23 protein-coding genes are annotated in these 23,122 nt (G+C 73.1%); 9 read left to right on the forward strand and 14 right to left on the reverse strand.

Going from position 1 to position 23,122, the window contains the following annotated elements; genetic code table 11:
- Positions 1-323: 323 nt before the first annotated feature.
- The 4 genes from ACFV4N_RS22915 (at position 324) to ACFV4N_RS22930 (ending at position 3,554) form a co-directional block, all read left to right on the forward strand.
- On the forward strand, positions 324-1,250 hold the full coding sequence (locus ACFV4N_RS22915) for an ROK family protein (protein WP_499674634.1): 927 nt from the start codon (positions 324-326) through the stop codon (positions 1,248-1,250).
- Complete coding sequence (nagA, locus tag ACFV4N_RS22920; RefSeq protein WP_499674613.1) at positions 1,247-2,404, forward strand: N-acetylglucosamine-6-phosphate deacetylase; 1,158 nt, start codon at positions 1,247-1,249, stop codon at positions 2,402-2,404. Before ACFV4N_RS22915 ends, nagA begins: the two co-directional genes overlap by 4 nt.
- A 4-nt stretch (positions 2,405-2,408) precedes the next feature.
- A complete protein-coding gene (locus ACFV4N_RS22925) occupies positions 2,409-2,720 on the forward strand; it encodes a hypothetical protein (protein WP_499674614.1) in 312 nt (103 codons plus the stop codon).
- Positions 2,721-2,792: 72 nt separating this feature from the next.
- Positions 2,793-3,554 carry a DedA family protein gene (locus tag ACFV4N_RS22930; RefSeq protein WP_499674615.1) on the forward strand — a complete coding sequence of 254 codons (762 nt, stop codon included), beginning with the start codon at positions 2,793-2,795 and terminating at the stop codon, positions 3,552-3,554.
- 92 nt (positions 3,555-3,646) lie between these two features.
- On the opposite strand, the gene ACFV4N_RS22935 is transcribed toward ACFV4N_RS22930, so the two are convergent.
- Complete coding sequence (locus tag ACFV4N_RS22935) at positions 3,647-5,023, reverse strand: FAD-binding oxidoreductase (protein ID WP_499674616.1); 1,377 nt, start codon at positions 5,021-5,023, stop codon at positions 3,647-3,649.
- Between the two features lie 251 nt (positions 5,024-5,274).
- Here ACFV4N_RS22935 and ACFV4N_RS22940 point away from each other — a divergent pair, with 251 nt between their 5' ends.
- Entirely contained in the window at positions 5,275-5,940 is a 666-nt protein-coding gene (locus ACFV4N_RS22940; protein WP_499674617.1) for a DedA family protein, read from the forward strand.
- 33 nt (positions 5,941-5,973) lie between these two features.
- Here ACFV4N_RS22940 and ACFV4N_RS22945 read toward each other — a convergent pair whose 3' ends face one another.
- Both ACFV4N_RS22945 and ACFV4N_RS22950 read right to left on the reverse strand, forming a co-directional pair.
- A complete protein-coding gene (locus ACFV4N_RS22945; RefSeq protein WP_499674618.1) occupies positions 5,974-6,609 on the reverse strand; it encodes a nucleoside/nucleotide kinase family protein in 636 nt (211 codons plus the stop codon).
- A complete protein-coding gene (locus tag ACFV4N_RS22950) occupies positions 6,591-7,520 on the reverse strand; it encodes a PfkB family carbohydrate kinase (RefSeq protein WP_499674619.1) in 930 nt (309 codons plus the stop codon). Before ACFV4N_RS22950 ends, ACFV4N_RS22945 begins: the two co-directional genes overlap by 19 nt.
- A 67-nt stretch (positions 7,521-7,587) precedes the next feature.
- Between ACFV4N_RS22950 and ACFV4N_RS22955 the strand changes: the two genes are divergently transcribed.
- A complete protein-coding gene (locus tag ACFV4N_RS22955; RefSeq protein WP_499674620.1) occupies positions 7,588-8,547 on the forward strand; it encodes a LacI family DNA-binding transcriptional regulator in 960 nt (319 codons plus the stop codon).
- Positions 8,548-8,629: 82 nt separating this feature from the next.
- On the opposite strand, the gene ACFV4N_RS22960 is transcribed toward ACFV4N_RS22955, so the two are convergent.
- From ACFV4N_RS22960 to pyrE, 5 genes are all read right to left on the reverse strand, one after another.
- The gene (locus ACFV4N_RS22960; RefSeq protein WP_499674621.1) at positions 8,630-9,751 is read right to left on the reverse strand and encodes a glycoside hydrolase family 76 protein; all 1,122 of its coding nucleotides are present in this window, start codon (positions 9,749-9,751) and stop codon (positions 8,630-8,632) included.
- A 25-nt stretch (positions 9,752-9,776) separates the two neighbouring features.
- Positions 9,777-10,562, reverse strand: a complete 786-nt coding sequence (locus ACFV4N_RS22965; protein WP_499674622.1) for a TrmH family RNA methyltransferase — start codon at positions 10,560-10,562, stop codon at positions 9,777-9,779.
- Positions 10,563-10,630: 68 nt separating this feature from the next.
- Entirely contained in the window at positions 10,631-11,017 is a 387-nt protein-coding gene (locus tag ACFV4N_RS22970) for a DUF2784 domain-containing protein (RefSeq protein WP_499674623.1), read from the reverse strand.
- Between the two features lie 87 nt (positions 11,018-11,104).
- Positions 11,105-11,794, reverse strand: coding sequence for a hypothetical protein (locus tag ACFV4N_RS22975; RefSeq protein WP_499674624.1), 690 nt, complete (start codon positions 11,792-11,794; stop codon positions 11,105-11,107).
- Between the two features lies 1 nt (position 11,795).
- Positions 11,796-12,350: an orotate phosphoribosyltransferase gene (pyrE, locus tag ACFV4N_RS22980; RefSeq protein ID WP_499674635.1), complete on the reverse strand. Its 555-nt coding sequence runs from the start codon at positions 12,348-12,350 to the stop codon at positions 11,796-11,798.
- Positions 12,351-12,428: 78 nt separating this feature from the next.
- Between pyrE and ACFV4N_RS22985 the strand changes: the two genes are divergently transcribed.
- Positions 12,429-12,998 carry a hypothetical protein gene (locus tag ACFV4N_RS22985; protein WP_499674625.1) on the forward strand — a complete coding sequence of 190 codons (570 nt, stop codon included), beginning with the start codon at positions 12,429-12,431 and terminating at the stop codon, positions 12,996-12,998.
- 388 nt (positions 12,999-13,386) lie between these two features.
- Here the strand turns inward: ACFV4N_RS22985 and ACFV4N_RS22990 are convergent, their stop codons facing one another.
- The 6 genes from ACFV4N_RS22990 to clpB all read right to left on the reverse strand — a co-directional run bounded on the left by ACFV4N_RS22990 (position 13,387) and on the right by clpB (position 19,692).
- Positions 13,387-13,812, reverse strand: a complete 426-nt coding sequence (locus ACFV4N_RS22990; protein ID WP_499674626.1) for a hypothetical protein — start codon at positions 13,810-13,812, stop codon at positions 13,387-13,389.
- A complete protein-coding gene (locus ACFV4N_RS22995; RefSeq protein WP_499674627.1) occupies positions 13,809-14,708 on the reverse strand; it encodes a WXG100 family type VII secretion target in 900 nt (299 codons plus the stop codon). The genes ACFV4N_RS22990 and ACFV4N_RS22995 overlap by 4 nt, the downstream gene beginning before the upstream one ends.
- Positions 14,705-15,061: a hypothetical protein gene (locus ACFV4N_RS23000; RefSeq protein WP_499674628.1), complete on the reverse strand. Its 357-nt coding sequence runs from the start codon at positions 15,059-15,061 to the stop codon at positions 14,705-14,707. Before ACFV4N_RS23000 ends, ACFV4N_RS22995 begins: the two co-directional genes overlap by 4 nt.
- 68 nt (positions 15,062-15,129) lie before the next feature.
- Positions 15,130-15,909 carry an SDR family NAD(P)-dependent oxidoreductase gene (locus tag ACFV4N_RS23005; protein ID WP_499674629.1) on the reverse strand — a complete coding sequence of 260 codons (780 nt, stop codon included), beginning with the start codon at positions 15,907-15,909 and terminating at the stop codon, positions 15,130-15,132.
- Positions 15,906-16,601, reverse strand: coding sequence for a TtfA family protein (locus ACFV4N_RS23010; protein WP_499674630.1), 696 nt, complete (start codon positions 16,599-16,601; stop codon positions 15,906-15,908). The genes ACFV4N_RS23005 and ACFV4N_RS23010 overlap by 4 nt, the downstream gene beginning before the upstream one ends.
- A gap of 508 nt (positions 16,602-17,109) precedes the next feature.
- On the reverse strand, positions 17,110-19,692 hold the full coding sequence (clpB, locus tag ACFV4N_RS23015; protein ID WP_499674631.1) for an ATP-dependent chaperone ClpB: 2,583 nt from the start codon (positions 19,690-19,692) through the stop codon (positions 17,110-17,112).
- Positions 19,693-19,874: 182 nt separating this feature from the next.
- Between clpB and ACFV4N_RS23020 the strand changes: the two genes are divergently transcribed.
- Positions 19,875-20,255: a VOC family protein gene (locus ACFV4N_RS23020; protein WP_499674632.1), complete on the forward strand. Its 381-nt coding sequence runs from the start codon at positions 19,875-19,877 to the stop codon at positions 20,253-20,255.
- Positions 20,256-21,310: 1,055 nt separating this feature from the next.
- Positions 21,311-22,414, forward strand: a complete 1,104-nt coding sequence (locus ACFV4N_RS23025) for an FAD-binding oxidoreductase (protein WP_499674633.1) — start codon at positions 21,311-21,313, stop codon at positions 22,412-22,414.
- Positions 22,415-23,122: the final 708 nt, after the last annotated feature.

Here is a 23,122-nt window from a genome sequence, read left to right on the forward strand (position 1 = left end):
GCGCTCGTCCTCTCCCGTATGGCCTGGGCGCAGCCCTACCGCGCTTGTCAAGGGGTCCGCACGCTTTTCGCGGACCCCTTGACAAGGGTGGTTGCCTCCGGCAGGTCATGCGGGAGAGGACGAGCGCCCCAGCCCCTCCCCCGGAGGCCTGCCCAGCGGCGAGCGTCCGCTTTTCGCCCGTGAACCCCGCCCCGACCACCCACTGGGACCAAACCGTCTCGCCAGGACACCCAAACCAACCCAATCCGGCACTTGGTATAGACCAATGGTGGTCACATGCCGCAGTATCGGACCTCGTGGCGCGCACCAGACACGTAATCGCGGTGGACGTAGGCGGGACGGAAACCAAAACCGCCTTGATCACCACCGCCGACACCAGCACCAACACGAGCACCAACACCAGCAGCACCAAAGCCGGCACCACCCCGCCCGTCGTCGTCAGGCAGCGACGCCACGCCACCCGCCCCACCGGCGACGCGGTGGTGGAGGACGTGGCCGCCCTGGTGGCAGACCTGCGCGCCACCACCCCGCACCCGATCGACGCGATCGGCCTGGTCGTCCCGGGCATCGTCGACGAGGCGACCGGCACGGGCGTCTACTCCGCGAACCTGGGCTGGCGCGACTACCCGTTCGCCAAGAACCTCGAAGCCGCCACCAACACCCGCGTCGCCTTCGGCCACGACGTCCGCGCGGGCGGCCTGGCCGAACTCCGCCTGGGCAACGCCAGGGACCTCCGCAACGCGGTGATCATGCCGATCGGCACCGGCATCGCCGCCGCCCTGGTCATCGACGGCCGCGTCACCGACGCCCCCGGCGAGGTCGGCCACGTCGACGTGGGGCACCCCGACCCGTGCGGTTGCGGCCAAACCGGTTGCGTCGAGGCGCGCGCGAGCAGCGCCGCCATCGCCCGCCGCTACGCCCAGCGGGTGAAAGCCCCGGTCAACGGCGCCGCCGAGGTCGCCGAACGCCTCCGAGCGGGCGACCCGGACGCGAAGATCGTCTGGCAGGAGGCGGTTGACGCCCTGGCGAGGGGCATCCTGCTGGTGGCGGCACTGCTCGGCCCGGAAGCGGTGGTGCTGGGCGGCGGCCTGGCACTGGCGGGCCCGCTGCTGACCGACCCGCTCGGCCGACGCCTGGACGAGCTGGTCACGTTCCAGCGGCGCCCGGAACTGCGGCCGGCCGCGTTGGGCGACGAGGCCGGGTGCCTCGGCGCCGCGCTGCTGGCCATCGACATGCTGGAGGAGACATGAGCACGTGGGGTGGACCGGTGGACGTGACCCTGACCGGTGGTCGGGTCGTCACGCCCGACGGGGTGCTCGACCAGGGGTGGGTCGCGGTGCGCGACGGCCTGATCGCGGCCGTCGGCGAGGGCGCGCCGCCCGACGGGCCGACCACCGACCTGGGCGGGGGCTGGGTGGTGCCGGGCTTCGTGGACATCCACTGCCACGGCGGCGGTGGTGAGGCGTTCACCAGCGCCGATCCCGACCGGGTGAGCAAGGCGGCCAACGCGCACCGCAAGCACGGCACGACCACGCTCCTCGCGAGCCTGGTCTCCCGCCCGATCCCGGAGCTGGCCGGCCAGGTCTCGGCGCTGTCGGAACTCGTCCGCGACGGCGTCCTCGCGGGCATCCACCTGGAGGGGCCCTTCCTGTCCGCCGCCCGCTGCGGCGCGCACGACCCCGCCATCCTCTGCCCGCCCGACCGCCGGTCGATCGACCACCTGCTCGACGCCGGCGGCGGCACGGTCAAGATGATCACCATCGCGCCGGAGCTGGACCACGGCGTCGACGCGGTCCGCCACCTCGTCGACAACGATGTCCTGGCGGCGATCGGCCACACGGACGCCACCGAGGCGCAGATCCGCCCGGCGGTCGAGGCGGGCGCGAGCGTCGCCACGCACCTGTTCAACGGCATGAGGCCGCTGCACCACCGCGAACCGGGCCCGATCGGCGCGCTCCTCGACGACGAGCGCGTCACCGTCGAGCTGATCTGCGACCTGGTGCACCTGCACCCGACCGCCGTCCGCCTGGCCGCGCGGCACGCCGGCACGAACCGCACCGTCCTGGTCACCGACGCCATCGCCGCCGCCGGCGTGGGCGACGGCGTCTACGACGTGGGCGGCCTGGAGGTCCGCGTGGTGGACGGCGTCCCCACGCTCGCGGGCGGCGCCTCCCTCGCGGGCAGCACGCTCACCATGGACGCGGCCTTCCGCAACGCCGTCACGTCGTGCGGCCTGACCGTCGTCGAGGCGGCGCACGCCACGGCCACCCGACCGGCGCGTCTGCTCGGCCTGGAGGACCGCACCGGCCGGCTCGAAGCGGGCCTCAGCGCCGACGTCGTCGTCCTGGACGCCGACCTCAGGCCACGCGAGGTGATGAGCCGGGGCGCGTGGGTGAAAGACTGACCCCGTGCCCGACGACCCCGAGAAGCTGGTGGCCGAAGCCCTGCGCGCCCAGGCCACCAGCTCCGGCGCGCACAAGCTCCTCCCGGTCGGACCGACCACGAACTCGACCACCACGGGCCCGACCACCGGGAACTCGACCGCCGGCAGGCCTACCACCGACCTCACCCCCGGCACCCGCGACGCGCACTCCAGCAGCAGCACCACCACCCGCACCACCGGCACCACCCGCACCACCGGTACTGCCTGGCTCCTGCTCCTCGCCGTCCTCCTGGGCCTGGCCTCCGGCACGGTCGTGGCCGTGATGACCCTCAGGTGAACCGGTCGTACCAGACCTCCGGGTGAGAACTGCTCAAATGCGGCAAACCCCCCTTCAGGTGGGACCTGTACCGTGTGCGCCGTGACGGTCGCGCCCACCTCCACGATTGCCCTAGGCCCGGACTGGCTCAACCCGGAGGTCCTGCTCTCAGGACTCGGGCCATACATGCTGGTCGGCCTGTGCTTCATCATCTTCGCCGAGTGCGGCCTGCTGGTCGGCTTCTTCCTCCCCGGCGACTCCCTGCTGTTCACCGCGGGCATGTTCGTGGCCACCGGTCTGCTGGACTACCCGCTGTGGCTGGTGTGCGTGCTGCTCACGGCGTGCGCGATGCTCGGCAACGTGGTCGGCTACTGGATCGGCTACCGGGCCGGGCCCGCGCTGTTCAGCAAGCCCGAGTCGAAGATCTTCAAGAAGGAGTACGTCGACAAGACGGAGGAGTTCTTCGACAAGTACGGCGCGCGCGCGATCGTCCTGGCCCGGTTCGTGCCCATCGTGCGCACGTTCATCACCGCCATGGCGGGCGTGGGGCGCATGGACCGGCGCAAGTACTTCACGTACTCCTTCATCGGCGGCATCGCGTGGGCCGCGGGCATCACGGTCCTCGGCTACTTCCTCGGTCAGATCCCGTTCGTGCGGGAGAACATCGAGCTGATGCTGATCCTGATCGTGCTGATCTCGGTCGTGCCGATCATCATCGAGGTCATCAAGGCGAAGCGGGAGAAGAAGTCCCTGCTCGCCCAGGAGGCGCACGACATCACCGAGGTCATCGAGCGGGTGGACGACCTGATCGACGACGACACCGCCGTCACGCAGCGGATGAAGCGCCTGGACTGAGCAGCGGCACCACGCCCGCCGCTCGGACCGGAGCAGCTCGGACCGGAGCCGCTCGGCTCGGACCGGAGCAGCTCGGCTCGGAGCCGCTCCGATCAGAGCAGCTCGAACATGGACCCGGGGTTGAACAGGTTCCCCGGGTCCAGCGCTTTCTTGATCTCCCGGTGCACCCGCAGCCCCACCGGCCCGATCTCGCGCGCCAGCCACTCCCGCTTGATCTTCCCGACCCCGTGCTCGCCGGTCACCGTCCCGCCGAGCGCGAGCCCCAGGCCCAGGATCTCGTCGAACGCCCGCCGCGCCCGCGCGAACTCGTCCGCCGACGACGGGTCGTAGACGACCGTCGGGTGCATGTTGCCGTCGCCGGCGTGGCCGACCACGGCGATCCGCAGCCCCACCTCCGCGCCGATCCGCTCGCACCCGGCGATCAGGTCGGCGATCCTGGTCCGCGGCACGCACACGTCGTCGGTCAGCCACGCGCCGTAGACCTCCAGCGCGGTCAGCACGGCCCGCCGCGCGGCCAGCAGGTCGCGCCCCTCCGCCAGGTCCTCGGTCGCGTAGACCAGCTCGGCGCCCGCCGCGACGCACGCCTGCTCGATCGCCGCCAGCTCCCGCCGGGCCGCCTCGCCGCCCGAGTCCGACTGGCACAGCAGCAGCGCGCCGTCCGCGGCCAGGTCCGTCTTGAGGTACTGCTCGACGGCCCGGATGGACGTGCGGTCCATGATCTCCATCAGTGACGGCACGACGCCCTCGGCGACCACCCGGCTGACCGCCGCGCCGGCCGCCGCCGTGCCGCCGAACGCGGCCACCAGCGTCGACGGCGCCTGCGGCAGGGGCCGCAGCGCCAGGGTCGCCCGGGTGATGACCCCGAGCGTGCCCTCGCTGCCCACGAACAGCCTGGTCAGGTCGTACCCCGCCACGCCCTTGACGGTCCGCCGGCCGGTCCGCAGCAGCTCGCCGTCGGCGAGGACCACGTCCAGCCCGAGCACGGAGTCCGTGGTCACGCCGTACTTCACGCAGCACAGCCCGCCCGCGTTGGTGGACAGGTTGCCGCCGATGGTGCACCAGTCGTAGCTGGACGGGTCGGGCGGGTAGAACAGCCCGTGCTTCTCCACCGCGCCGCGCAGGTCGAGGTTGACCACGCCGGGCTCGACCACGGCCAGCCGGTTGTCCGGGTCGACCTCCAGGATGGCGTTCATCTTCGTCGTGGCCAGCACCACGCAGCCCTCGACCGCGTTCGCCGCCCCCGACAGCCCGCTCCCGGCCCCGCGCGGCACGATCGGCGTGCCGGCCCTCCCGCACGCCCGCACCACGGCCTGGACCTGCTCGGCGGAGGTCGGCAGCACCACGGCCAGCGGTCGCCCGAACGGGGCGAGCGGCATCATGTCCCGCTGGTAGGCCGCGGTGACGTCGGCATCGGTCAGCACGCCGTCGGCGCCGACGGCGGCGCGGAGCTCGGCCAGCAACGACCCCATCCGACCACGCTAACCCCCGCCGCGCGCCGACTCCAGTGCGTACCGGTTCGACCACGCCGCGTCCCACCGGAACTCCGACGCACACCCCTCGCCGACCCGCGCCCCGCCCGGACCAGTGCCCGCCGCACCCTCCGACCAGCGCCCGCCGCACCCTCCGACCAACGCCCGTCCCCTCCCCGACTCGAACCTTTCGACGAGCCGTTGTCCCGGAGTGGCCTGGAGAACGCCGCGCGCCCACGTACCCTGCACACGTGGTGTTGTCCGCATCGTCCGGAGCGATCGCGCTCGGCTCGCTTGATTCCGCAGGTCCCACGGCCGTGTGGCTCATCACGCTGAGCTTCATCTTCGTGGAGTGCGCCTTCATCTTCGGCCTGTTCCTGCCCGGCGACTCGCTGCTGTTCGCCGCCGGCGTGGTGCTCGCCTCGCACGACAGCGAGGTGTCGGCCTGGCTGCTGTCGGTGGCCGCGCTGGTGGTGGCCGTCGTCGGCAACCAGATCGGGTACTACATCGGCCGGCACACCGGCACCCGCCTGCTGGCCCGCCGCGGCGGCAAGGTGCTCAACAAGGAGAACCTGGCCAAGGCCCGCGACTTCCTCGACCGGCGCGGCTTCTGGGCCATCGTGCTGGCCCGCTGGATACCGTGGGTGCGCACGCTGGCCCCGATGATCGCGGGCGCGGCGCGCATGGACCCGAAGCGGTTCATGCTGGCCACGGCGATCGGCGCGGTCGCGTGGGTGCCGACCCTGGTGCTCGCCGGCTACTACGGCGCGGGCCTGCTGGCCGCGGTGCCGTGGCTGGAGACCGTCGCGGTCGTGGCGAGCGTCGCGTTCTTCATCGGCGGCACGGCCTTCGGCCTGCACCGCTACCGGCAGGAGATGAAGAAGCCGGTCGACGAGGAGGAGATCGCCGCCCGCTAGGCCGCACCCGGGTGGACCGCACCCGGGCCGCGCCTAGATCACGTCGGTGATCAGCAGGTCCGCGGACGACTTCGACGCGTTCACCATGAGCGCGTTGACGTGGTCGGTGCCGTGCAGCACGCGTTCCCGCGCGTCCTCGACCGACCGCCCGTACCGGACGTGCCGTTCGATCAGCCGCGACACGCGCAGGTCCTCGTCGATCATCAGGAACCACGCCTCGTCGAGCACGAGGCGCACGCGCTTCCACTTGTCGTACTGCATCAGCAGGTAGTTGCCCTCGGTGACGACCAGCGGCACGCCCGGGTCGACCCGCACCGCGCACGCGACCGGCTCCTCGAGCTCGCGGCGGAACTCCGGCGCGTACACCACGTCCGGCCCGCACGCCTTGAGCCTGGCCAGCAGGTCGGCGTAGCCGGGGATGTCGAACGTGTCCGGCGCGCCCTTGCGGTCGGCGATGCCCAGGCGCTCCAGCTCGCGCTGGGCGAGGTGGAACCCGTCCATCTCGACCAGCACGGCGTCCTGCCCGAGCGCGTCGACCAGCCGCCGCGCCAGCGTCGACTTGCCGGAGCCCGGCGCGCCGCCGATGCCGAGCAGCTTGCGCTCGCCGGTGTCCACGAGCACCCGCGCCCGGTCCACCAGCTCGTCGAACCTCACCGCCTGTCCCGCCACCGTTCCAGCTCCTCCACCCAATCCCACGCGGTGTTGCGCACGCGCACCGCGGCGACCTCGTTGGCCCAGCGGACGGCGTCGGCCGTCCCGTCGCCCCGGGCGACCGCCACCGCCAGCGCGCCGTGCCACACGTCGCCCGCGCCGTTGGTGTCGCGCACCTCGACAACAGGTACCGGTTGCGAGCCGGCGGCACCACCGCGCGACCAGGTGACAGGGCGCGGGCCGTGCGTGCGGATCACCAGCGGCACGCCCCGGTCGTGCACCTCGCGCTCCGACAGCTCGAAGCCCTCCGCGCACGCCGCGACGTCGACCAGCGGCAGCAGGTCGTCGAGCACAGGTTTCCAGCTCCCCGCGTCCAGCACCACGGGTACGCCCCGCCGCCGCGCCAGGCGGGCCGCCGCCAGCGCCAACCGTCCCAGGTGACCGTCCACCAGCACCACGTCCGCCTCACCCACCGCGGCGTCCACGACGGCATCCACAGCGGTGTCCCCAGCGGCCTCCCCAGCGGCCTCCCCGGCTCCGCCCACCGCCCCGTCGGAGCCCGCCCCGTCGAAGCCCGCCCCGTCGAAGCCCGCCCCGTCGAAGCCCGCCGCGTTGCGCGACACCACGGTCCGCTCGCCGTCGCGCTCCCGGACCACCACCATGCTCAGCGCCGGGCCGCCCGCCCCGACCGACCGCACCTCCACCGGCCGCAGCCGTTCCCGGGCGAACGAGCCCAGCTCACCGCCCAGCGCGGTCAGCAGCACCGCCCGGTGCCCCAGCGCGGCCACCGCGCGCGCCGCGTTCGCCGCCGGGCCGCCCGGTGCCAGGTGGACACCGAGCGACTGCACCTTCTGACCCGGCAGGGGGAATTCGGCCACCAGCTGGCTGACGTCCACCGTGGTCAGCCCGACACACAGCACGGAAACCACGTTCCGACCTCCTACCAGGTAAAGTTCGGCACGCAATCGCTTGCGCAGCTCAGACGGGGACGGCTCCATGGTCACCATGCGGGAGGTCGCCGGTCTTGCCGGCGTCTCCATCACCACGGTCTCACACGTGATCAACGAGACCAGGCCGGTCGCGCCGGACACCAGGGACCGGGTGCTGAAGGCGATCGAGGAGACCGGCTACACCGGCGACGCCATCGCGCGCTCGCTGGTCACCGGCGGCACGAAGTCGCTGGGGCTCGCGGTGTCGCTGGTGTCCCACCCGTACTTCGCCGAGCTGATCGCGGCGATCGAGAGCGAGGCGACCCGCGCCGGCTACACGCTGGTACTGATCAACACGCAGGGTGATGCCGAGAGCGAGCAGGCCGCCGTGCGGATGCTGCGGTCGCGCCGGGTGGACGGGGTGCTGCTGACGCCCACGTCCGGTTCGGCGGCGCTGCCCGAGCTGCGCCGGCTCGGCGTGCCGACGGTGCTGGTGGACCGGCTCACCGTGGCGCAGGACACCGACCAGGTCGGGCCGGAGAACGTGCAGGCCACGTCCACCCTGGTCCGGCACCTGGCGGACCTGGGGCACCGGCGGATCGGCCTGGTGCCCGGCACGCCCGGCCTCGCCACCACCGACGAGCGGGTGCTCGGCTACCGGCTGGGCCTCGGCCGGGCCGGGCTGGCGTGGGACGAGGCGCTGGTGCGGGCGTCCCTGGGGCCGCTGCTCGGGCAGGTGAGCGGGGTCGTGGTGGGCGACCACCACGTGCTGGTGGACGTGCTGCGCACGGCCCGCGCGCACGGCGTGCGGATCGGCTCGGACCTGGCCCTGGTGACCTACGACGAGGTGGAGTGGGCCGAACTGGTCGACCCGCCGCTGACCACGATGGCGCAGCCGGTGGAGGAGATCGGCCGGACCGCCGTGCGGCTGCTGCTGGCGCGCATCGAGGAGCCGGACCGGGCGCCCGAGACGATCCGGCTGCCGCCGACGCTGCGGCACCGCCGGTCGTGCGGCTGCCACGAGTAGGAGTTCCCGGCGCCACCGCCGCGCCCCACCCCACCGCGCCACACCACCGCGCCACCCCACACCACCGCCTCACCCCACCGCCTCACCGCTGCGACGTCAGCCCGTTGCGCTCCAGCAACGCCGCGGCCTCGACGGCCATCCACCCGCCCAGCTGCACCGACAGGTCGCGCTCCGACCGCGCCCACCCGCGTCCCCGCTCCCGACCCCACCCGTGCCCGGGCGGCCGGTCGCCCTCGGGCGGGCACGCCGGCTCGCTCCACTCCGGACCGAACAGCGGCCCGCTGACCACCGCGGCCCGGTTCGCCCACACCGCCTCGGCGGAGGCGAACACCAGGTCCGCCGCGCGCGCCGCCTCCGGCCGGTCCAGTCGCAGCGCCGCCTGCGCGAGGTACCGGGTGAGGATCCCGCCGAACAGCCCGCCGTCGCCGCCGCCGTGCCCGCGCAGCACGCCGCCCACCGCGAGGTGCTCGTGCACGGCGTCGACGATCCGCGCGGCCTTGTCCCCGTACGCGCCGCCCAACTCCACGCACGCGCCGAGCACGACCCCCTGGCAGTAGGTGTAGAGGTTCCGCTCGACCTCCCGCACCGAGCCGTCGGGGTGGACGTGCAGCCCGTCCCACAGCAGCCCCGTCTCCCGGTCGCGCAGGCACTCCTCGACCCAGTCCACGATGGACCGGGCCCGCCCGAGGTCGGCCCGCGTGCCGAGGCGGGCGAAGAAGATGGCGGCCGGGCCGTTCGCGGGCACGTTCTTGAAGTCGTCGTTCCGCTTCCACCAGATGCCGCCGCCGCCGTGGTCGGTCCAGCCGGCGCGGAGGCGCCGCGCGATCTCCTCGACGGCGCGGGGCCGGGCGACCCCGACCTCGCGCTCGGCGCGCAGCAGCGCCAGGCCCAGCCACGCGATGTCGTCGTAGTAGTCGTTGGTCCACCCGACGAGGTTGCGCAGGCGGATGCCGCGCACGAGCCGCCGCACCAGCGCCACGCGGGCGTCGCGGGGCGAGCGGAGCTGGGCGTCGAGCACGCAGTCGAGCAGGTGCGCCTGCCACCAGTAGTTGAACCGGACGTGCAGGCGGTCGCGCGGGCCGGCGGGCCACGAGACCACGCCGAGCGCGGTGCCCGGCAGCCCCCAGACGCGGCGCAGGTGCCTGGACTCGACGGCACGTTCCGCGACAGCGGCGCGCGTGGCGAGGAGCTTCGGTGCGGTCACCTGCCCAGGGTGCCTACTGAACCGGTCAAGACGCTCGTCGGAACAGCTCCCAGTGGTACAGGGCCATGGCGACGCTCGTGGTGAGGTTGTAGCTGGACACCAGCGGCCGCATCGGCAGGGACACGACCAGGTCGGCCCGCGCCCGCACCGCCTCCGACAGCCCGTGGCGCTCGGACCCGAAGGCCAGCACGGCGTCGTCCGGGATGCGCAGGTCCCGCAGGTCGGCGCCGCCGGCGTCGAAGGCGACGACCCGCCCCTCCACCTCGTCCACGCCGCCCAGCCGCCGCACCGGCAGCGCGAAGTGCAGCCCGGCGCTGCCGCGCAGCACGTTCGGGTGCCACGGGTCGACGTCGCCCAGGGACGCCACGCCCCCGGCGCCCAGCCCGGCGGCGACCCTGATCACCGCGCCGAAGTTCCCCAGGTTGCGCGGGTTGTCGAGCAGCACCAGCGGTGCGCCGGCCACCCGCTCCACCGGGTCCGCCGGGCGTTCGGCGATCCCCGCGACCCCCGTGGGGTGGGAGCGCCCGATCCGCCGGGTGAACTCGTCCGCGTCGACGACCTCGGCGCGCCGCTCGAACTCGCCCACCAGGTCGGGCGCGTGCGACCGCGCGAGCCCCAGCGCCCGGTCCGGGTCCAGCACCACCACGGACCGCATCCGCGCGCCGAACCTCAGCGCGTGCTTGACCGCGTGGAAACCCTCCAGGACGACCTGCCCGCCCCCGGCCCGGCCGCCCCCGACCTGCCCGGCCTCGACCTGCCCAGCCCCGACCTGCCCGGCCCCGGCCCGCCCGGCCCCGACCTGCCCGACCACCGCACCCCCGACCTGCCCCGACCTACCTCGACCACCGGTCTCGAACGACCGGGCCATGGTAGGCCGGTTCAGCGGTAGGCCCCGGCGCCCGGCGACGTGCGCTGCCCGGCGCGCCGCCTGAGGTAGAGGCCGACCCACGAGCCGAGCACGACGAGCGCGACCAGCACCTGCACCAGGCGTGCCGCGGAGTCGGGGTAGAGGACGCCGTCGATGTAGGTGTCGATGAAGCCGACCGCCAGGGGTTCCTGCCCGGCGGCCTCGCGGAAGGTGTTCTCCAGCCAGGTCAGCGGGCAGGGGATCGGGAACAGCACGACCAGCAGCCCCCACGCGGCCATGGCCGCGTGGAAGTAGGCGACCCTCGGCCAACGCCAGGCCAGGAAGCCGCCCACCACCAGGAATCCCAGGACCCCGAAGTGCACCACCATGACCGATTCGGCTAACGCGCGCGCCACCATAGGGACCTCCCTGCCCACCAGGGTAGGCCCGCAGACGATCACGCGTTGGCGAATTCCCGGTTATCGGACGGTCCGTCGACCCGGGGGTCACCCCCTGGGCAGCGCCTGCCACGGCACGTTGCCCGCCACGTCCAGCAGCAGGTCGGCCAGCACCGGCAGCGGCGCCCCCACCAGCGGTCCGGGCACGGCGGCGGCCAGGTTGTGCTCGTCGAAGGCGATGGCCACGCCGTTGGCCCGCGGGTCGTGCAGCAGCGCGTGCGCCAGGCCGGAGCCGAGCAGGGCGGAGGCGAACGCGGGGTTCTTGCGGCGCACCTCGTAGCGGGCGTCGAAGACCGGGTCGCCGGTGGCCGTGAACTGCTCGAACAGGCTCCACGCGGTGTCGCTGCGCGGGCTGATCAGCACCCACGGGCCGGGCATCGGCCGCGGCACGACCACGACCGAGTAGGACCGGTACCCCGCGGTCACCGCGTTGTCCGTGCGCAGCACCACCTCGACCGCCAGCACGGGCACGCCGCGCCAGTGCCCGACGAGCTGGAACTTCACCCGGCTGCGGTCGGCCTCCAGCATCCGGCCGATCTGCGGCACGCGTTCCTGGAACCCCTGGTCCTCGGCGACGAACCGCCACCCCAGGGACGCCTCCAGCGCCCGCATCCGCTGTTCCCACTCGTTCACGAACCCCTGGTCCGTGAACGGGTTCCGCTTCCGGCGCGACAACCCCACCGCGATCCCGACACCGAGGATCGCCAAGATCACCAGGAGCAGGACCAGCGAGACCATGTCAGCCGAGGCCCAGGTCCGCGAGGTCGAGCAGGTAGCGGTAGGGCAGGCCCGCGGCCTCGACGGCCTCGCGCGCGCCCGTGCCGCGGTCCACGACGGTCGCCACGCCGACCACGGTGGCGCCGTGGGCGCGCAACGCCTCCACGGCGGTCAGGACGCTGCCGCCGGTGGTGGAGGTGTCCTCGACCGCGAGCACGCGCTGCCCGGCCACGTCGAAGCCCTCGATCTGGCGCTGCATGCCGTGCTGCTTGCCCGCCTTGCGCACCACGAAGGCGTCCAGCACCTCGCCCCCGGCCGCGGCGGCGTGCATCATCGCGCAGGCCACGGGGTCGGCGCCGAGCGTGAGCCCGCCGGCCGCCGCGAAGTCCCAGTCCGCGGTGAGCTGCCGCAGCAGCCGGCCGATCAGCGGCGCGGCCGCGTGGTGGAGCGTCGCCCGGCGCAGGTCGACGTAGTAGTCGGCCTCGGCGCCCGAGGACAGCGTGACCTTGCCGTGCACCACGGCCAACTCGCTCACCAACCGCGCCAACTCGGCCTTGGCGTCGGGGTCCAGCACCACATCGGTTCGCACGGGTGCCAAGACTGTCATACACCGTTGCGCCCCGACACACCACGACCCCGCCGTAGGCTGCGCGCCGTGACCCTTCCCGGCATCCACACCCTGGTCGTCGAGCAGCCCTGGGGCCCGGCCCGCCACCTGTTCGGCTCCCGGTACGAGGTCCGGGTCCACGCCGAGGACGGCGAACCGCTGGGCGCGGTCACCGACCGCGGGCTGCTGGGCCCCCTCCGGAGGCTGCTGCGCCTCACCGGCTTCTCCGGCCGCACGGCGTTCGCCCTGTCCCTGACCCACCGGGGCCGGCCCGTGCTGCTGATCGACAAGGGCCGCTGGCGACCGCCGACGAACGTCACCCGCCCCGACGGCTCCCCGGTCGGCGCGGTGCGCCTGGAGGGCCGGGGCGCGTACGCCCTGCTCGACCCGTCCGGCCAACGGCTGGCGCTGTTCCACGAGGTCGCGAACTTCACCGCCGGCGCGATCACCAAGCGCGACGGGAAGCGGGTGCGCCGGGACGTGCTCCGCCTGCACCCGGGCACCCCCGAGCCGCTGCGCTCCCTGGCCATCGCCACCGCCGTCGCCTACGACGTGGTGCGGGGCGCCGGCACCAACCACACGGGCAGCGGCGGCTTCGACTTCCCGACCCCGGTCTGAGGTCCCGGTCCGAGGTCCCGGTCCGAGGTCCCTGCCCGAGACTTCAGCCCGAGATCCCGATCCGAGTCCCCGATCCGAGATCCCGGCTCCAGATCCCAGCCAGAGGTCCCGGCTCGGGGTCCCGGCTCCAGATCCCGATCCGGGATCCCGACCTGAGCCGAACCGGCCGGAGCGGCCCCACCACGCACCGCACTCGCCGAACAGAGGTCCCCCGCCCAGGGGGACCCCTGCATTCGATCCTTCCACGCACCACCGACGAAACCCGCCGCGCCGAGCGTCCCCTGTGGACAACCGACCGCGGGTCAACCAGCCGACCGGCCGTGGCCGGAACCGCCCAGCCGGACCGCCCAGCCTGAACCAGCCGGGCCCGCCCACCGACCGGCACCGACTACCAGGCGTCCTCGGTGAACTCGCCCGGCCCGTCCTCGTCGTCGCCGACCACGCGCGGCCGCCCCGACGCCACCACGTCCTCCGGGTCGTCGCCCTCCCGGAGGGCCGTGTAGGCGCGCTGGAGGTCCGGCACGCCCGCCCGCAACGCCCGCTGCACGCCCTCGTCGTCCACGGCCCGCCCCGAAGCGACGTCCCGCCAGGACAGCTCGCCCGCGTCGACGCGCCGCGCCAGCTCCTTCAGCTCACGCGGCGCGCCCGACGAGTTCGCGTAGCGCGAGATCTCCGCCAGGTCCGCGTCGCCGAGCCCCGGTGACCGCATCCGCACCTGGCTCGCCGCCCGCGCGGTCCGCTCCACGTTCGCCAGCCGCGCCTCCACGTCGGCGACCAGCGCGTCCAACCGCGCTCTGTCGTACGGGAACGTCACTGCTCACCCCCACCGGAGCCGGCCGGCGCCGGTGCCGGCGCGGTCGGCGCGGTCGGTGGCGGCGCCTGGTAGCGGCCGTGCGCCGAGTAGCCGGCCTTGCCGAGCCCGTAGCCGCCCATCGCGATGCCGATGCCGCCGGACTTCGCGGCCGCCACGCCGTTGTCGTACTTCTCCCGGCCGTCCTGGTAGGCGTCCAGCACGTCGAGGAGGTCGTTGACGTCGCGCACGTCCTTCAGCTTGGTCAGCGCGGTGCCCATGGCGACGATGCCGTCGACCATGCCCTGGACGCCCTCGATGAGCGTCTGGATGGAGATGATGATCTTCCGGATGGCGTCGACGATCTGGATGGCGTCGTAGACCATCCACACCGCGCGCCCCCAGCCGACGACCGGGATCCACGCGGTCATCGCGGCTTCCATGAGCTTGCCGACGAGCATGTCCAGCAGCGTCAGCGCGAGCCCGCACGCCGTGCGGCAGGTGGAGGCGGTGGACCGGAACTGGTTGCCGATGATCCGCGCGACCTGCGAGTCCGCTTCGATCGCGACGACCCACATGGTGCTCATGCGCAGCTCGAACGCCTGCGCCGCGTCGCCGTCCCAGTGCGGCGAGAGCTGCGCGACGCCCGCGTCCACGTTGTGCCGCACCGAGTCCAGCGCCTTGGCCACGCGGTCCCACGCGTTGGCGTTCTCGTCGATCTTCTCGAAGTCGCCGAGCAGCGGGTTGATCAGCGCCTCGACCAGGTTCTCGCCGGTGACCTTCTCGTAGATCCAGTTGACGCCCTGGATCTTCCAGCCGGCCTTCTCGATCAGCTCCCGGGTGCTCTGCCGGCCGGGCCGGTCCTCGGCGGCGGCGCCCAGCGCGACCCGGGGGTCCTCGACGTCGGCGTACGCGGTCACCGGCCACCCCCACCGACGGTGGGCGCCTCGGCGACGTCGGCCAGCTGCGCGAGCACCCGGTCGATGCGGCTCATCACCAGCTCCTCGCCGCGCTGGTAGGTGTCGGCCGCCGCGGTCAGGCCCTCGGCTTCCTTGGTCATCATCTGGTTGGCGAAGTCCAGGGTCTCGCCGTACAGGTTCGCGACACCGGTGACGACCGGCTGGAGCAGCGACAGCAGCCCGGTGAACCCGGAGGTGTCGCCACCCTTGGCGACGGCGTGCTCCCTGATCACCTGGAAGTGCTGCGCGTTGCGGGTCAGCAACCCGGCGTAGCCGCGGAGCTCCGACGGCTCCACCCTGAACTCTTCGCCCATCGACGGTCCCCTCTTCGAGCCAACTGGTGGACTCGGACGGGCGGGACGGGCGTCGGGTTCCCGCGGACCTAGGTGCGTCCCCGGCCGCCCGCGACGCGCGAGGCGATCCGGCGGACCAGGGCCCGCGGCGCGAGCCGGGCGAGCAGCGTGATGGCCTTGTACTGGTTGCCCGGGATGGACAGCTGCTTGCCCGCCCGCAGGTCGGCCAGGGCGTCGTGCACCACGTGGTCCGCGTCCAGGTACAGCACCTCGGGCGTCTTCGACATGTCGATGCCGGCGCGCTGGTGGAACTCGGTGCGCACGAACCCCGGGCACAGCACCATCACCCGCACGCCCGTGCCCGCGGTGGCCATGGACATGCCCTCGGAGAACGAGATCACCCACGCCTTGTCGGCGCTGTAGGTGGTGCCCCGGCCGGGCAGGAAACCCGCGACGCTGGCCACGTTCACCACCGCGCCGCGACCGCGCGCGATCATGCCGGGCAGCGCCGCGCGGGTCAGCCGCAGCACGCTGGTCACGTTCACGTCCAGCTGGGACTCCAGCGCCGCCGGGTCCGCCGTGACGAACTCGCTCGACAGCGCGAAGCCCGCGTTGTTGACCAGCAGGTCCACCTCGCGCGCGGCGAGGAAGTCCGCGACGGTCGCCCGCCCCGCCTCGGTGGACAGGTCGGCGGGCAGCACCTCGGCGGTGATGCCGTGCGCGTTGCGCAGCTTGGCCGCCGTCTCCTCCAGCCGGTCCACCGCGCGGGCGACCAGCACCAGGTCGTGGCCCTCGGCGGCGAGCCGGCGGGCGAACGCGGCCCCGATGCCCGACGACGCGCCCGTGACGAGGGCGACCGGCGGGGTCACTGCTTGCGCCCGAACTGCGGCCGGTGGACCTCGCCACCGGTGTCGGAGTCGTCGTCCGCGTCGAACGGGTCGACGACGTCGGCCAGCTCGCCCAGGTCGCGCAGCAGCCGTTCCAGGCGGGCGGGTGTGGAGCCGGGTGGCGCGGCGGCCAGCACCCAGTCGTTCTCCAGCCACACCACGGTGACGTCCGCGCCGATCTCCTCGGCGGCGTCCACCAGGTCGGGGGTGATGAGCTTGCGCGCGGCGGGCAGCTCGCTGACGAACGCGTACCGCGAGCCGACCGGGCCGAGCAGGTCGGGCATCTGGTCGCGCTGGAACGGCACGCTGGGCAGCCACAGCTCCACGACCACCGGCAGCGCGCGCCGGCAGCGCACGCCCACCAGCACCGAGTTCACCTTGCCCCCGGTCTCGTGGTCGAGCACGTAGACCTGCCGGCGGCCGTCCGCGGTGAACGTCGAGCCCGCCACCACGTCCTTGGCCACGCCCGCGCCGTAGTAGGCGATGGCGCCGCTCTCCCAGCGCGTGGGCAACACGTGGTCCGTCTCCTCGAACTGCCACCCGCGCAGCGCCGCCCAGCGGCGGCGTTCGCGGTTACGCGCGGTTCGTTGCGCCCGATCGGTGGCGAGCAGGGCGAACCCCGCGACGCCCGCGACAGCGGCGACGGTGAACCAGACCCACGCCGGGATACCCACGGTGCGAGAGTAGCGGGCGCCGGGGAACAATCGAAGATCACCGGCGGCGCGGTTCCCGCGTTCGGATCAAGCCGTTACCCGAAGTACCAGGTCGCGGGGTCTAGATCGACACGATCGGTGATCCCGGGTCCCGTCGGGGCGCGGCCGTCCGGCTGAGCGCCGAACCGGACGGGTGACGAGCACCGGACCGCACGGCGGCGGTCTCGACCCCCGACCGGCGATTTTTGTCGTACCCCGCCGGCACAATAAAAGCAGGGGTCCCCTTGGCGAGGACCCCTGCGCAGCGAGCGGCCGGGCGCGGGAACGCCCAGCTCACGGGTGGTCGGCTCCCAGTCACCCTGCCCACGAGCGGTCAGCCGCGAGCAATCAGCCCACGAAAAGCCGGTTCACGAGCGGCCAGCCCGTGAACAGCCGGCCCGTGAACTCCCGCCCGCGGGCAGGCACCGGTCCACGACCGGTGCCGCCCACCGACCGGCGCCCACCGACCGGCGCCCACCGACCGGCGCCCTCAGCCCCGGCCGACGATCAGCCCGGACTGGTCGTCGAGCACGTCGACCTTCACCGTGTCGCCGTCGCGGACCTCGCCGGCCAGCAGCTCCTTCGCCAGCTGGTCCCCGATGGCCGACTGCACCAGCCTGCGCAGCGGCCGCGCCCCGTACACCGGGTCGAAGCCGTTGAGCGCGAGCCAGTCGCGGGCGGCCGGCGTGACGTCCAGGGCGAGCCGCCGCTGGGCCAGGCGCTGCCCGAGGCGGTCGACCTGGATGTCCACGATGGAGGTCAGCTCCTCGGTGGCCAGGGCGTGGAACACCACCACGTCGTCGAGCCGGTTGAGGAACTCCGGCTTGAAGTGGCCGCGGACCACGGTCATGATCGCGTCCCGGCGCTGCCGGTCGTCCAGCGAGGCGTCCGCGATGACCTGCGAGCCGAGGTTCGAGGTCAGCACCAGGATGGTGTTGCGGAAGTCCACCGTGCGGCCCTGGCCGTCGGTGAGCCTGCCGTCGTCGAGGACCTGCAGCAGCACGTCGAACACGTCCGGGTGGGCCTTCTCGACCTCGTCCAGCAGCACCACGCTGTACGGGCGGCGGCGGACCGACTCGGTGAGCTGGCCGCCCTGGTCGTAGCCGACGTAGCCGGGGGGCGCGCCGACGAGGCGGGCCACCGAGTGCTTCTCGGAGTACTCGCTCATGTCGATGCGGATCATCGCCCGCTCGTCGTCGAACAGGAACTCCGCCAGCGCCTTGGCCAGCTCGGTCTTGCCGACGCCGGTCGGGCCGAGGAACAGGAACGAGCCGGTGGGGCGGTCGGGGTCGGCCACGCCCGCGCGGGTGCGCCGGACCGCGTCCGACACCACGCGCACGGCCTCGGACTGGCCGACCACGCGCTTGGCCAGCTCGTCCTCCATGCGCAGCAGCTTCGCCGTCTCGCCCTCCAGCAGGCGGCCCGCCGGGATGCCGGTCCAGGCGGAGACCACGTCGGCCACGTCGTCCGGGCCGACCTCCTCCTTCAGCATCACCGCGGCGTCCTGCGTGGTGCGGCTGGCCTCCTCCAGCTCCTTCTCCAGCGCCGGGATGCGGCCGTAGCGGAGTTCGGCGGCACGGCCCAGGTCGCCGTCGCGCTCGGCCCGCTCCGACTCGCCGCGCAGCTGCTCCAGCTGCTCCTTGAGGTCGCGGACCTTCTCGATGGCGTTCTTCTCGTTCTGCCAGCGGGCGGTCAGCGCGGACAGCTCCTCGCGCTTCTCGGCCAGCTCGGCGCGCAGCGCGGCCAGCCGTTCCAGCGAGGCCGGGTCCGACTCCTTGGCCAGCGCCATCTCCTCGATCTCCAGCCGACGCACGGCGCGCTCGACCACGTCGATCTCGACGGGGCGCGAGTCGATCTCCATGCGCAGCCGGGACGCGGACTCGTCGACCAGGTCGATCGCCTTGTCCGGCAGGAAGCGGGCGGTGATGTAGCGGTCGGACAGGGTCGCGGCGGCGACCAGGGCGGCGTCGGTGATGCGCACGCCGTGGTGCACCTCGTAGCGGTCCTTGAGGCCGCGCAGGATGCCGATGGTGTCCTCGACGGACGGCTCGCCCACGAAGACCTGCTGGAAGCGGCGCTCCAGGGCGGGGTCCTTCTCGATCCGCTCGCGGTACTCGTCGAGGGTGGTCGCGCCGACCATGCGCAGCTCGCCGCGCGCCAGCATCGGTTTGATCATGTTGCCGGCGTCCATGGCGGAGTCGCCACCCGCGCCGGCTCCCACGATCGTGTGGAGTTCGTCGATGAACGTGATGACCTGGCCGGCGGAGTCGGTGATCTCCTTGAGGACGGCCTTCAGGCGCTCCTCGAACTCGCCGCGGTACTTGGCGCCCGCGACCATGGCGCCCAGGTCGAGCGCGACCACGCGCTTGCCCTTGAGCGACTCGGGCACGTCGCCGGCGACGACGCGCTGGGCCAGGCCCTCGACGATCGCGGTCTTGCCGACGCCGGGCTCGCCGATCAGCACGGGGTTGTTCTTGGTGCGGCGGGACAGCACCTGGACGACGCGCCGGATCTCGGTGTCGCGGCCGATGACCGGGTCCAGCACGCCCTTGCGGGCGCGTTCGGTCAGGTCGACGCCGTACTTCTCCAGGGCCTGGTAGGTGCCCTCGGGGTCCGGGCTGGTGACCCGCGCCGAGCCGCGGACCTTGCCGAACGCGTCCTTGAGGGCCTCCGAGGTGGCGCCGTGCCGCTTGAGCAGGTCGGCCACCTGGCCGCCGTGCTGGGCCAGGCCGACCAGCAGGTGCTCGGTGGACACGTACTCGTCGCCCATCTCGGTGGCGAGTTCCTGGGCGCGGCCGAGCACGCGGACGGCGTCCCGGGCGAACTGGGGCGCGGACACGGACGAGCCGGTCGCCGCGGGGAGCGAGCGGGACAGCTGGTCCAGTTCCTTGTGGACCTGCTTCGGGTCCGCGCCGACGGCGCTCAGGAGCGGTGAGGCCAGGCCGTCGCCCTGGGCCAGGAGGGCGCCGAGGAGGTGCACGGAGGTGACGTCCGGGTTGCCCGCGATGGTCGCCGCCTGCACGGCGGCCGACACGGCCTGCTGCGTCTTCGTGGTCGGGTTGAAAGCGTCCATTCCTCACCTCGGTCGGCGAACGTGCGTGGACCGGTGCGCGGCACCGGCCGTCACCCTGGTCAACGTCAGAAAAGTTGAGCCTGTTCCGCTCAACCTACGCGAGAGGCGTGGCGTGGGCCACGTGATACCGGGACGAGTGAAAATCCGGTGCCACCCGAACGGGGAACCGCAAGGATCCGCGCATGACTTCTCTCGTCCAGCACATCACGTTCGACTGCCGGGACGCCTACGAACTGGCCACGTTCTGGAGCCAGGTCACCGGCCGCACGCTCACCGACGAGGACCTGCCCGGCGACCCGGAGGTGCTCATCGCGATGCCGTCCGGACCGGGACTGCTGTTCGTGCAGGGGCCCGACGAGAAGGTGGTGAAGAACCGGGTGCACCTGGACCTCCGCCCCGACACCACCCGTGACGCCGAGGTCGAGCGGCTGCTGGGGGTGGGCGCGAAGCTGGTCGACGACCAGCGGCGGCCGGACGGGACCGGGTGGGTCGTGCTGGCCGACCCGGAGGGGAACGAGTTCTGCGTGGAGCGGAGTGCGGCGGAACGGGCGGCGCAGGCCTGACGCGGTCCTGCCGGTTGCCGGACGGCACACCGGGTGCTGTCCGGCACCGCCGCGCCTCCCGGACGTGGCGTGGTGCGACCTGGCGGGGCACGGCCTCACGCCCCGGCGCACCTCGTCCCGGTCCTGACCGGCACTTCGGCGCCGGTCACCCACACGACGTAACGAGTTGTCCACAGCAGGTGGGCAGTTGTCCACAATCCGCTGGTGCGCATCCACAGGCCACTGCGGCTGTCCGCACCAGTGCGGCTCCAGTCGTCACCGTGTCGCGGGCTCCTCGACCACCGCTCGCGAGACCAGCGTGCGCCCGCACCGGCGCACGGGCAAATCGGCGCCCCCGACACTGTCCCACGCGACCCGCGTCACACCCCCACCGCACCCCGCCGTGACCGCGCCGCACCCGACCGCTACCTTGCCGCACCCGCCGCGACCGGATCACGACCTCGCCGCACCCTGGCCCTCACGCCGTGCGGCCAGGACCTGCCCCCACACCTCGGCCAGGTCCGCACGCGCCGAAGCACTTTCTGCTCCCACCGCACCCCAGTCGCCGCACTCCCAGCCGCCGCACCCAGCCGCCGTCCCCCGCTCGCTGCATCCAGCCGCCGTCCCCACCGCTGCACCTTGCCGCCGCTGCACCTTGCCGCCCCGCCCGCCGCCGCACTCCCGCCGCTCCACCCTGCCGCCGTGCCCTGCCGCTGCGCCCCTCCACCCGCCCCACCGGGACAGGATGAGGCCGAACGAGCAGGTAGAGCACTGGTACGCATGGGGGTGGGACACAAGCCTCGATTTCGGTATATGTATAGGGGAGTATCCACCCGTTGGCCGGAGCGACCCGCTACCGCCTGTAACCGCATAGCACTCAAAGGTGGCATCAAGGAGTCAACCAGGCAGTTGACGGGTTAATGTCCCTTCGTCGGGGATGGAAGCTTGACAAGGACGTAGCGCCTTGCTGGCGCCGCCAGAAACGTGGAGACTGCGCCCGGACCATGACTGCGAACGCTGTGTTGAGCCCCCTCCCGAGCCCTCCACACCGAGAACCTCCTCCTGGCGTCACCGCTATGGTGCGGATGATCCGGGAGAGCTTCGCGGTGGTGGAGCCGCGCTCCGACGAAGTCGCGAAGTTCTTCTACGGCATGCTGTTCAGCCTGGCGCCTGCCACGCGCGAGATGTTCCCGGCGAACATGGAGGTGCAGCGCAGCCGGTTGCTGCGCGCCCTCGTGCACGTCGTGCAGATGGTGGACCGCCCGGACGACCTGATCCCGTTCCTGCGGCAGCTCGGGCGCGACCACCGCAAGTTCGGCGTGGTCAACGTGCACTACGAGTCGGTCGGCACCGCGCTGCTGGCGGCGATCAAGAAGTACGCGGGCCCCGCGTGGACGCCGCAGGTCGAGCTGGCGTGGGCCGAGGCGTACACGATCATGGCCCGCTCCATGCAGGAGGCCGCCGCGGCCGACGACGGCCCGGCGTACTGGCACGCGACCGTGCTGGAACACCAACGGGTGAGCTGGGACCTGGCCGTCATCCGGTTGCAGCCGGATCACCCGGTCGGGTACCGCGCGGGCCAGTACGTGAGCGTCGAGACGCCCCAGCGGGCGCGCCTGTGGCGGTACTACTCGCCCGCCAACGCGCCCCGCGAGGACGGCATCATCGAGTTCCACATCCGCTCGGTCGAGGGCGGCTGGGTGAGCCGGTCGATCGTCGGCCACACCCAGGCGGGCGACGTCTGGCGCATCGGCCCCCCGATGGGCCGGCTCAGCGTGGACCGCAAGGCCGGGCGCGACGTGCTCATGGTCGCCGGCGGCACCGGCGTGGCGCCGATGCACGCGATCATCGACGAGATGGCGCGGTGGGGCGAGAACCCCCGCGTCCACCTGTTCATGGGCGGCCGGACCCGCGAGGACCTGTACGACCTGGACAACCTCCAGCGGTTCGCGATGACGAACCCCTGGCTGACCGTCGTGCCGGTGCTGGAGTCGGACCCGGGCGCCCGCGGCGTCGAGCAGGGCACGCTAGCCGACGTCGTCACCCGCTACGGGGCGTGGGAGGACCGCGACGTGCTGGTCTGCGGCTCGCCGTCCATGATCCGGGCCACGGTGTCCCGGATGCTGGTGGCCGGCACCCCGCTCGACCGGATCAAGTACGACCCCTTCACCCTGGACTGAGCCGCCCCACGCCGCCCTCACACCGGACAACACCCTGCCGGGCACCCTCACGCCAGGCACAGCACCGCGCACGGCAACACTCACACCCCACCGGGCAGAGCACCCCGCCCGGCGGCACCAGCGCCCTGCCCGGCAACACCACACGCACCCTGCCGGCAGCACCTCGCACCCTGCCCGGCAGCACCTCCATTCGGCTGGGCACCCACCCGGCTGGGCCGCACCCGCACGGGCTGCCGCCCAGCCATGCCCTCGCCCAGCCATGCCCTCGCGCGGGCTGGACCGCGCCGAGCCGACCACCAGCCCCGGCTCGGGTCGGGGCCGCGCTCATGCAGACGGGCGTCACCCCTTCATGCCGGGTCGCCCTCCGCTCCGGGGTTGATCCAATGCCGACGTTGATCACGCACCTCACGTGGAGCCGGGCAGCTCCACCACCGAGTTCCAGTCTGGCCTTGATCCAACCGCGCCGCGAGCGTCCGGCGGGTACCTGTGGACAACTCCCTCTACCTGCGCGAACCGGGCGGCGACGGGGTCGGGGCGGGAGCGTCGGGGCGTGGTTCGGGGGTTGTGGCGGAGGCAAGGGAGCCAGGCCGCAGGGGGTGTGCGGGGTTCCCTGGGGGTAAGCCGACGGCCCGGGCGCCGGGTGGCCGCCGCGCCGTCGGGGGGGGTGCACTTATAAAAATATACCAGCCCACAAGACCTAAATAAAAA

It is taken from the genome of Actinosynnema sp. NPDC059797 (assembly GCF_042732085.1).
Lineage (GTDB): Bacteria > Actinomycetota > Actinomycetes > Mycobacteriales > Pseudonocardiaceae > Actinosynnema.

Coding starts and splice junctions, on each gene's coding strand:
- ACFV4N_RS22975 (WP_499674624.1), bottom strand. CDS start 11,794: ATGGTCTCGCTGGTCCTGCTCCTGGTGATCTTGGCGATCCTCGGTGTC.
- clpB (WP_499674631.1), bottom strand. CDS start 19,692: ATGGACGCTTTCAACCCGACCACGAAGACGCAGCAGGCCGTGTCGGCC.
- ACFV4N_RS22955 (WP_499674620.1), top strand. CDS start 7,588: ATGGTCACCATGCGGGAGGTCGCCGGTCTTGCCGGCGTCTCCATCACC.
- nagA (WP_499674613.1), top strand. CDS start 1,247: ATGAGCACGTGGGGTGGACCGGTGGACGTGACCCTGACCGGTGGTCGG.
- ACFV4N_RS23000 (WP_499674628.1), bottom strand. CDS start 15,061: ATGGGCGAAGAGTTCAGGGTGGAGCCGTCGGAGCTCCGCGGCTACGCC.
- ACFV4N_RS23020 (WP_499674632.1), top strand. CDS start 19,875: ATGACTTCTCTCGTCCAGCACATCACGTTCGACTGCCGGGACGCCTAC.
- ACFV4N_RS23025 (WP_499674633.1), top strand. CDS start 21,311: ATGGTGCGGATGATCCGGGAGAGCTTCGCGGTGGTGGAGCCGCGCTCC.
- ACFV4N_RS22970 (WP_499674623.1), bottom strand. CDS start 11,017: ATGGTGGCGCGCGCGTTAGCCGAATCGGTCATGGTGGTGCACTTCGGG.
- ACFV4N_RS22935 (WP_499674616.1), bottom strand. CDS start 5,023: ATGGGGTCGTTGCTGGCCGAGCTCCGCGCCGCCGTCGGCGCCGACGGC.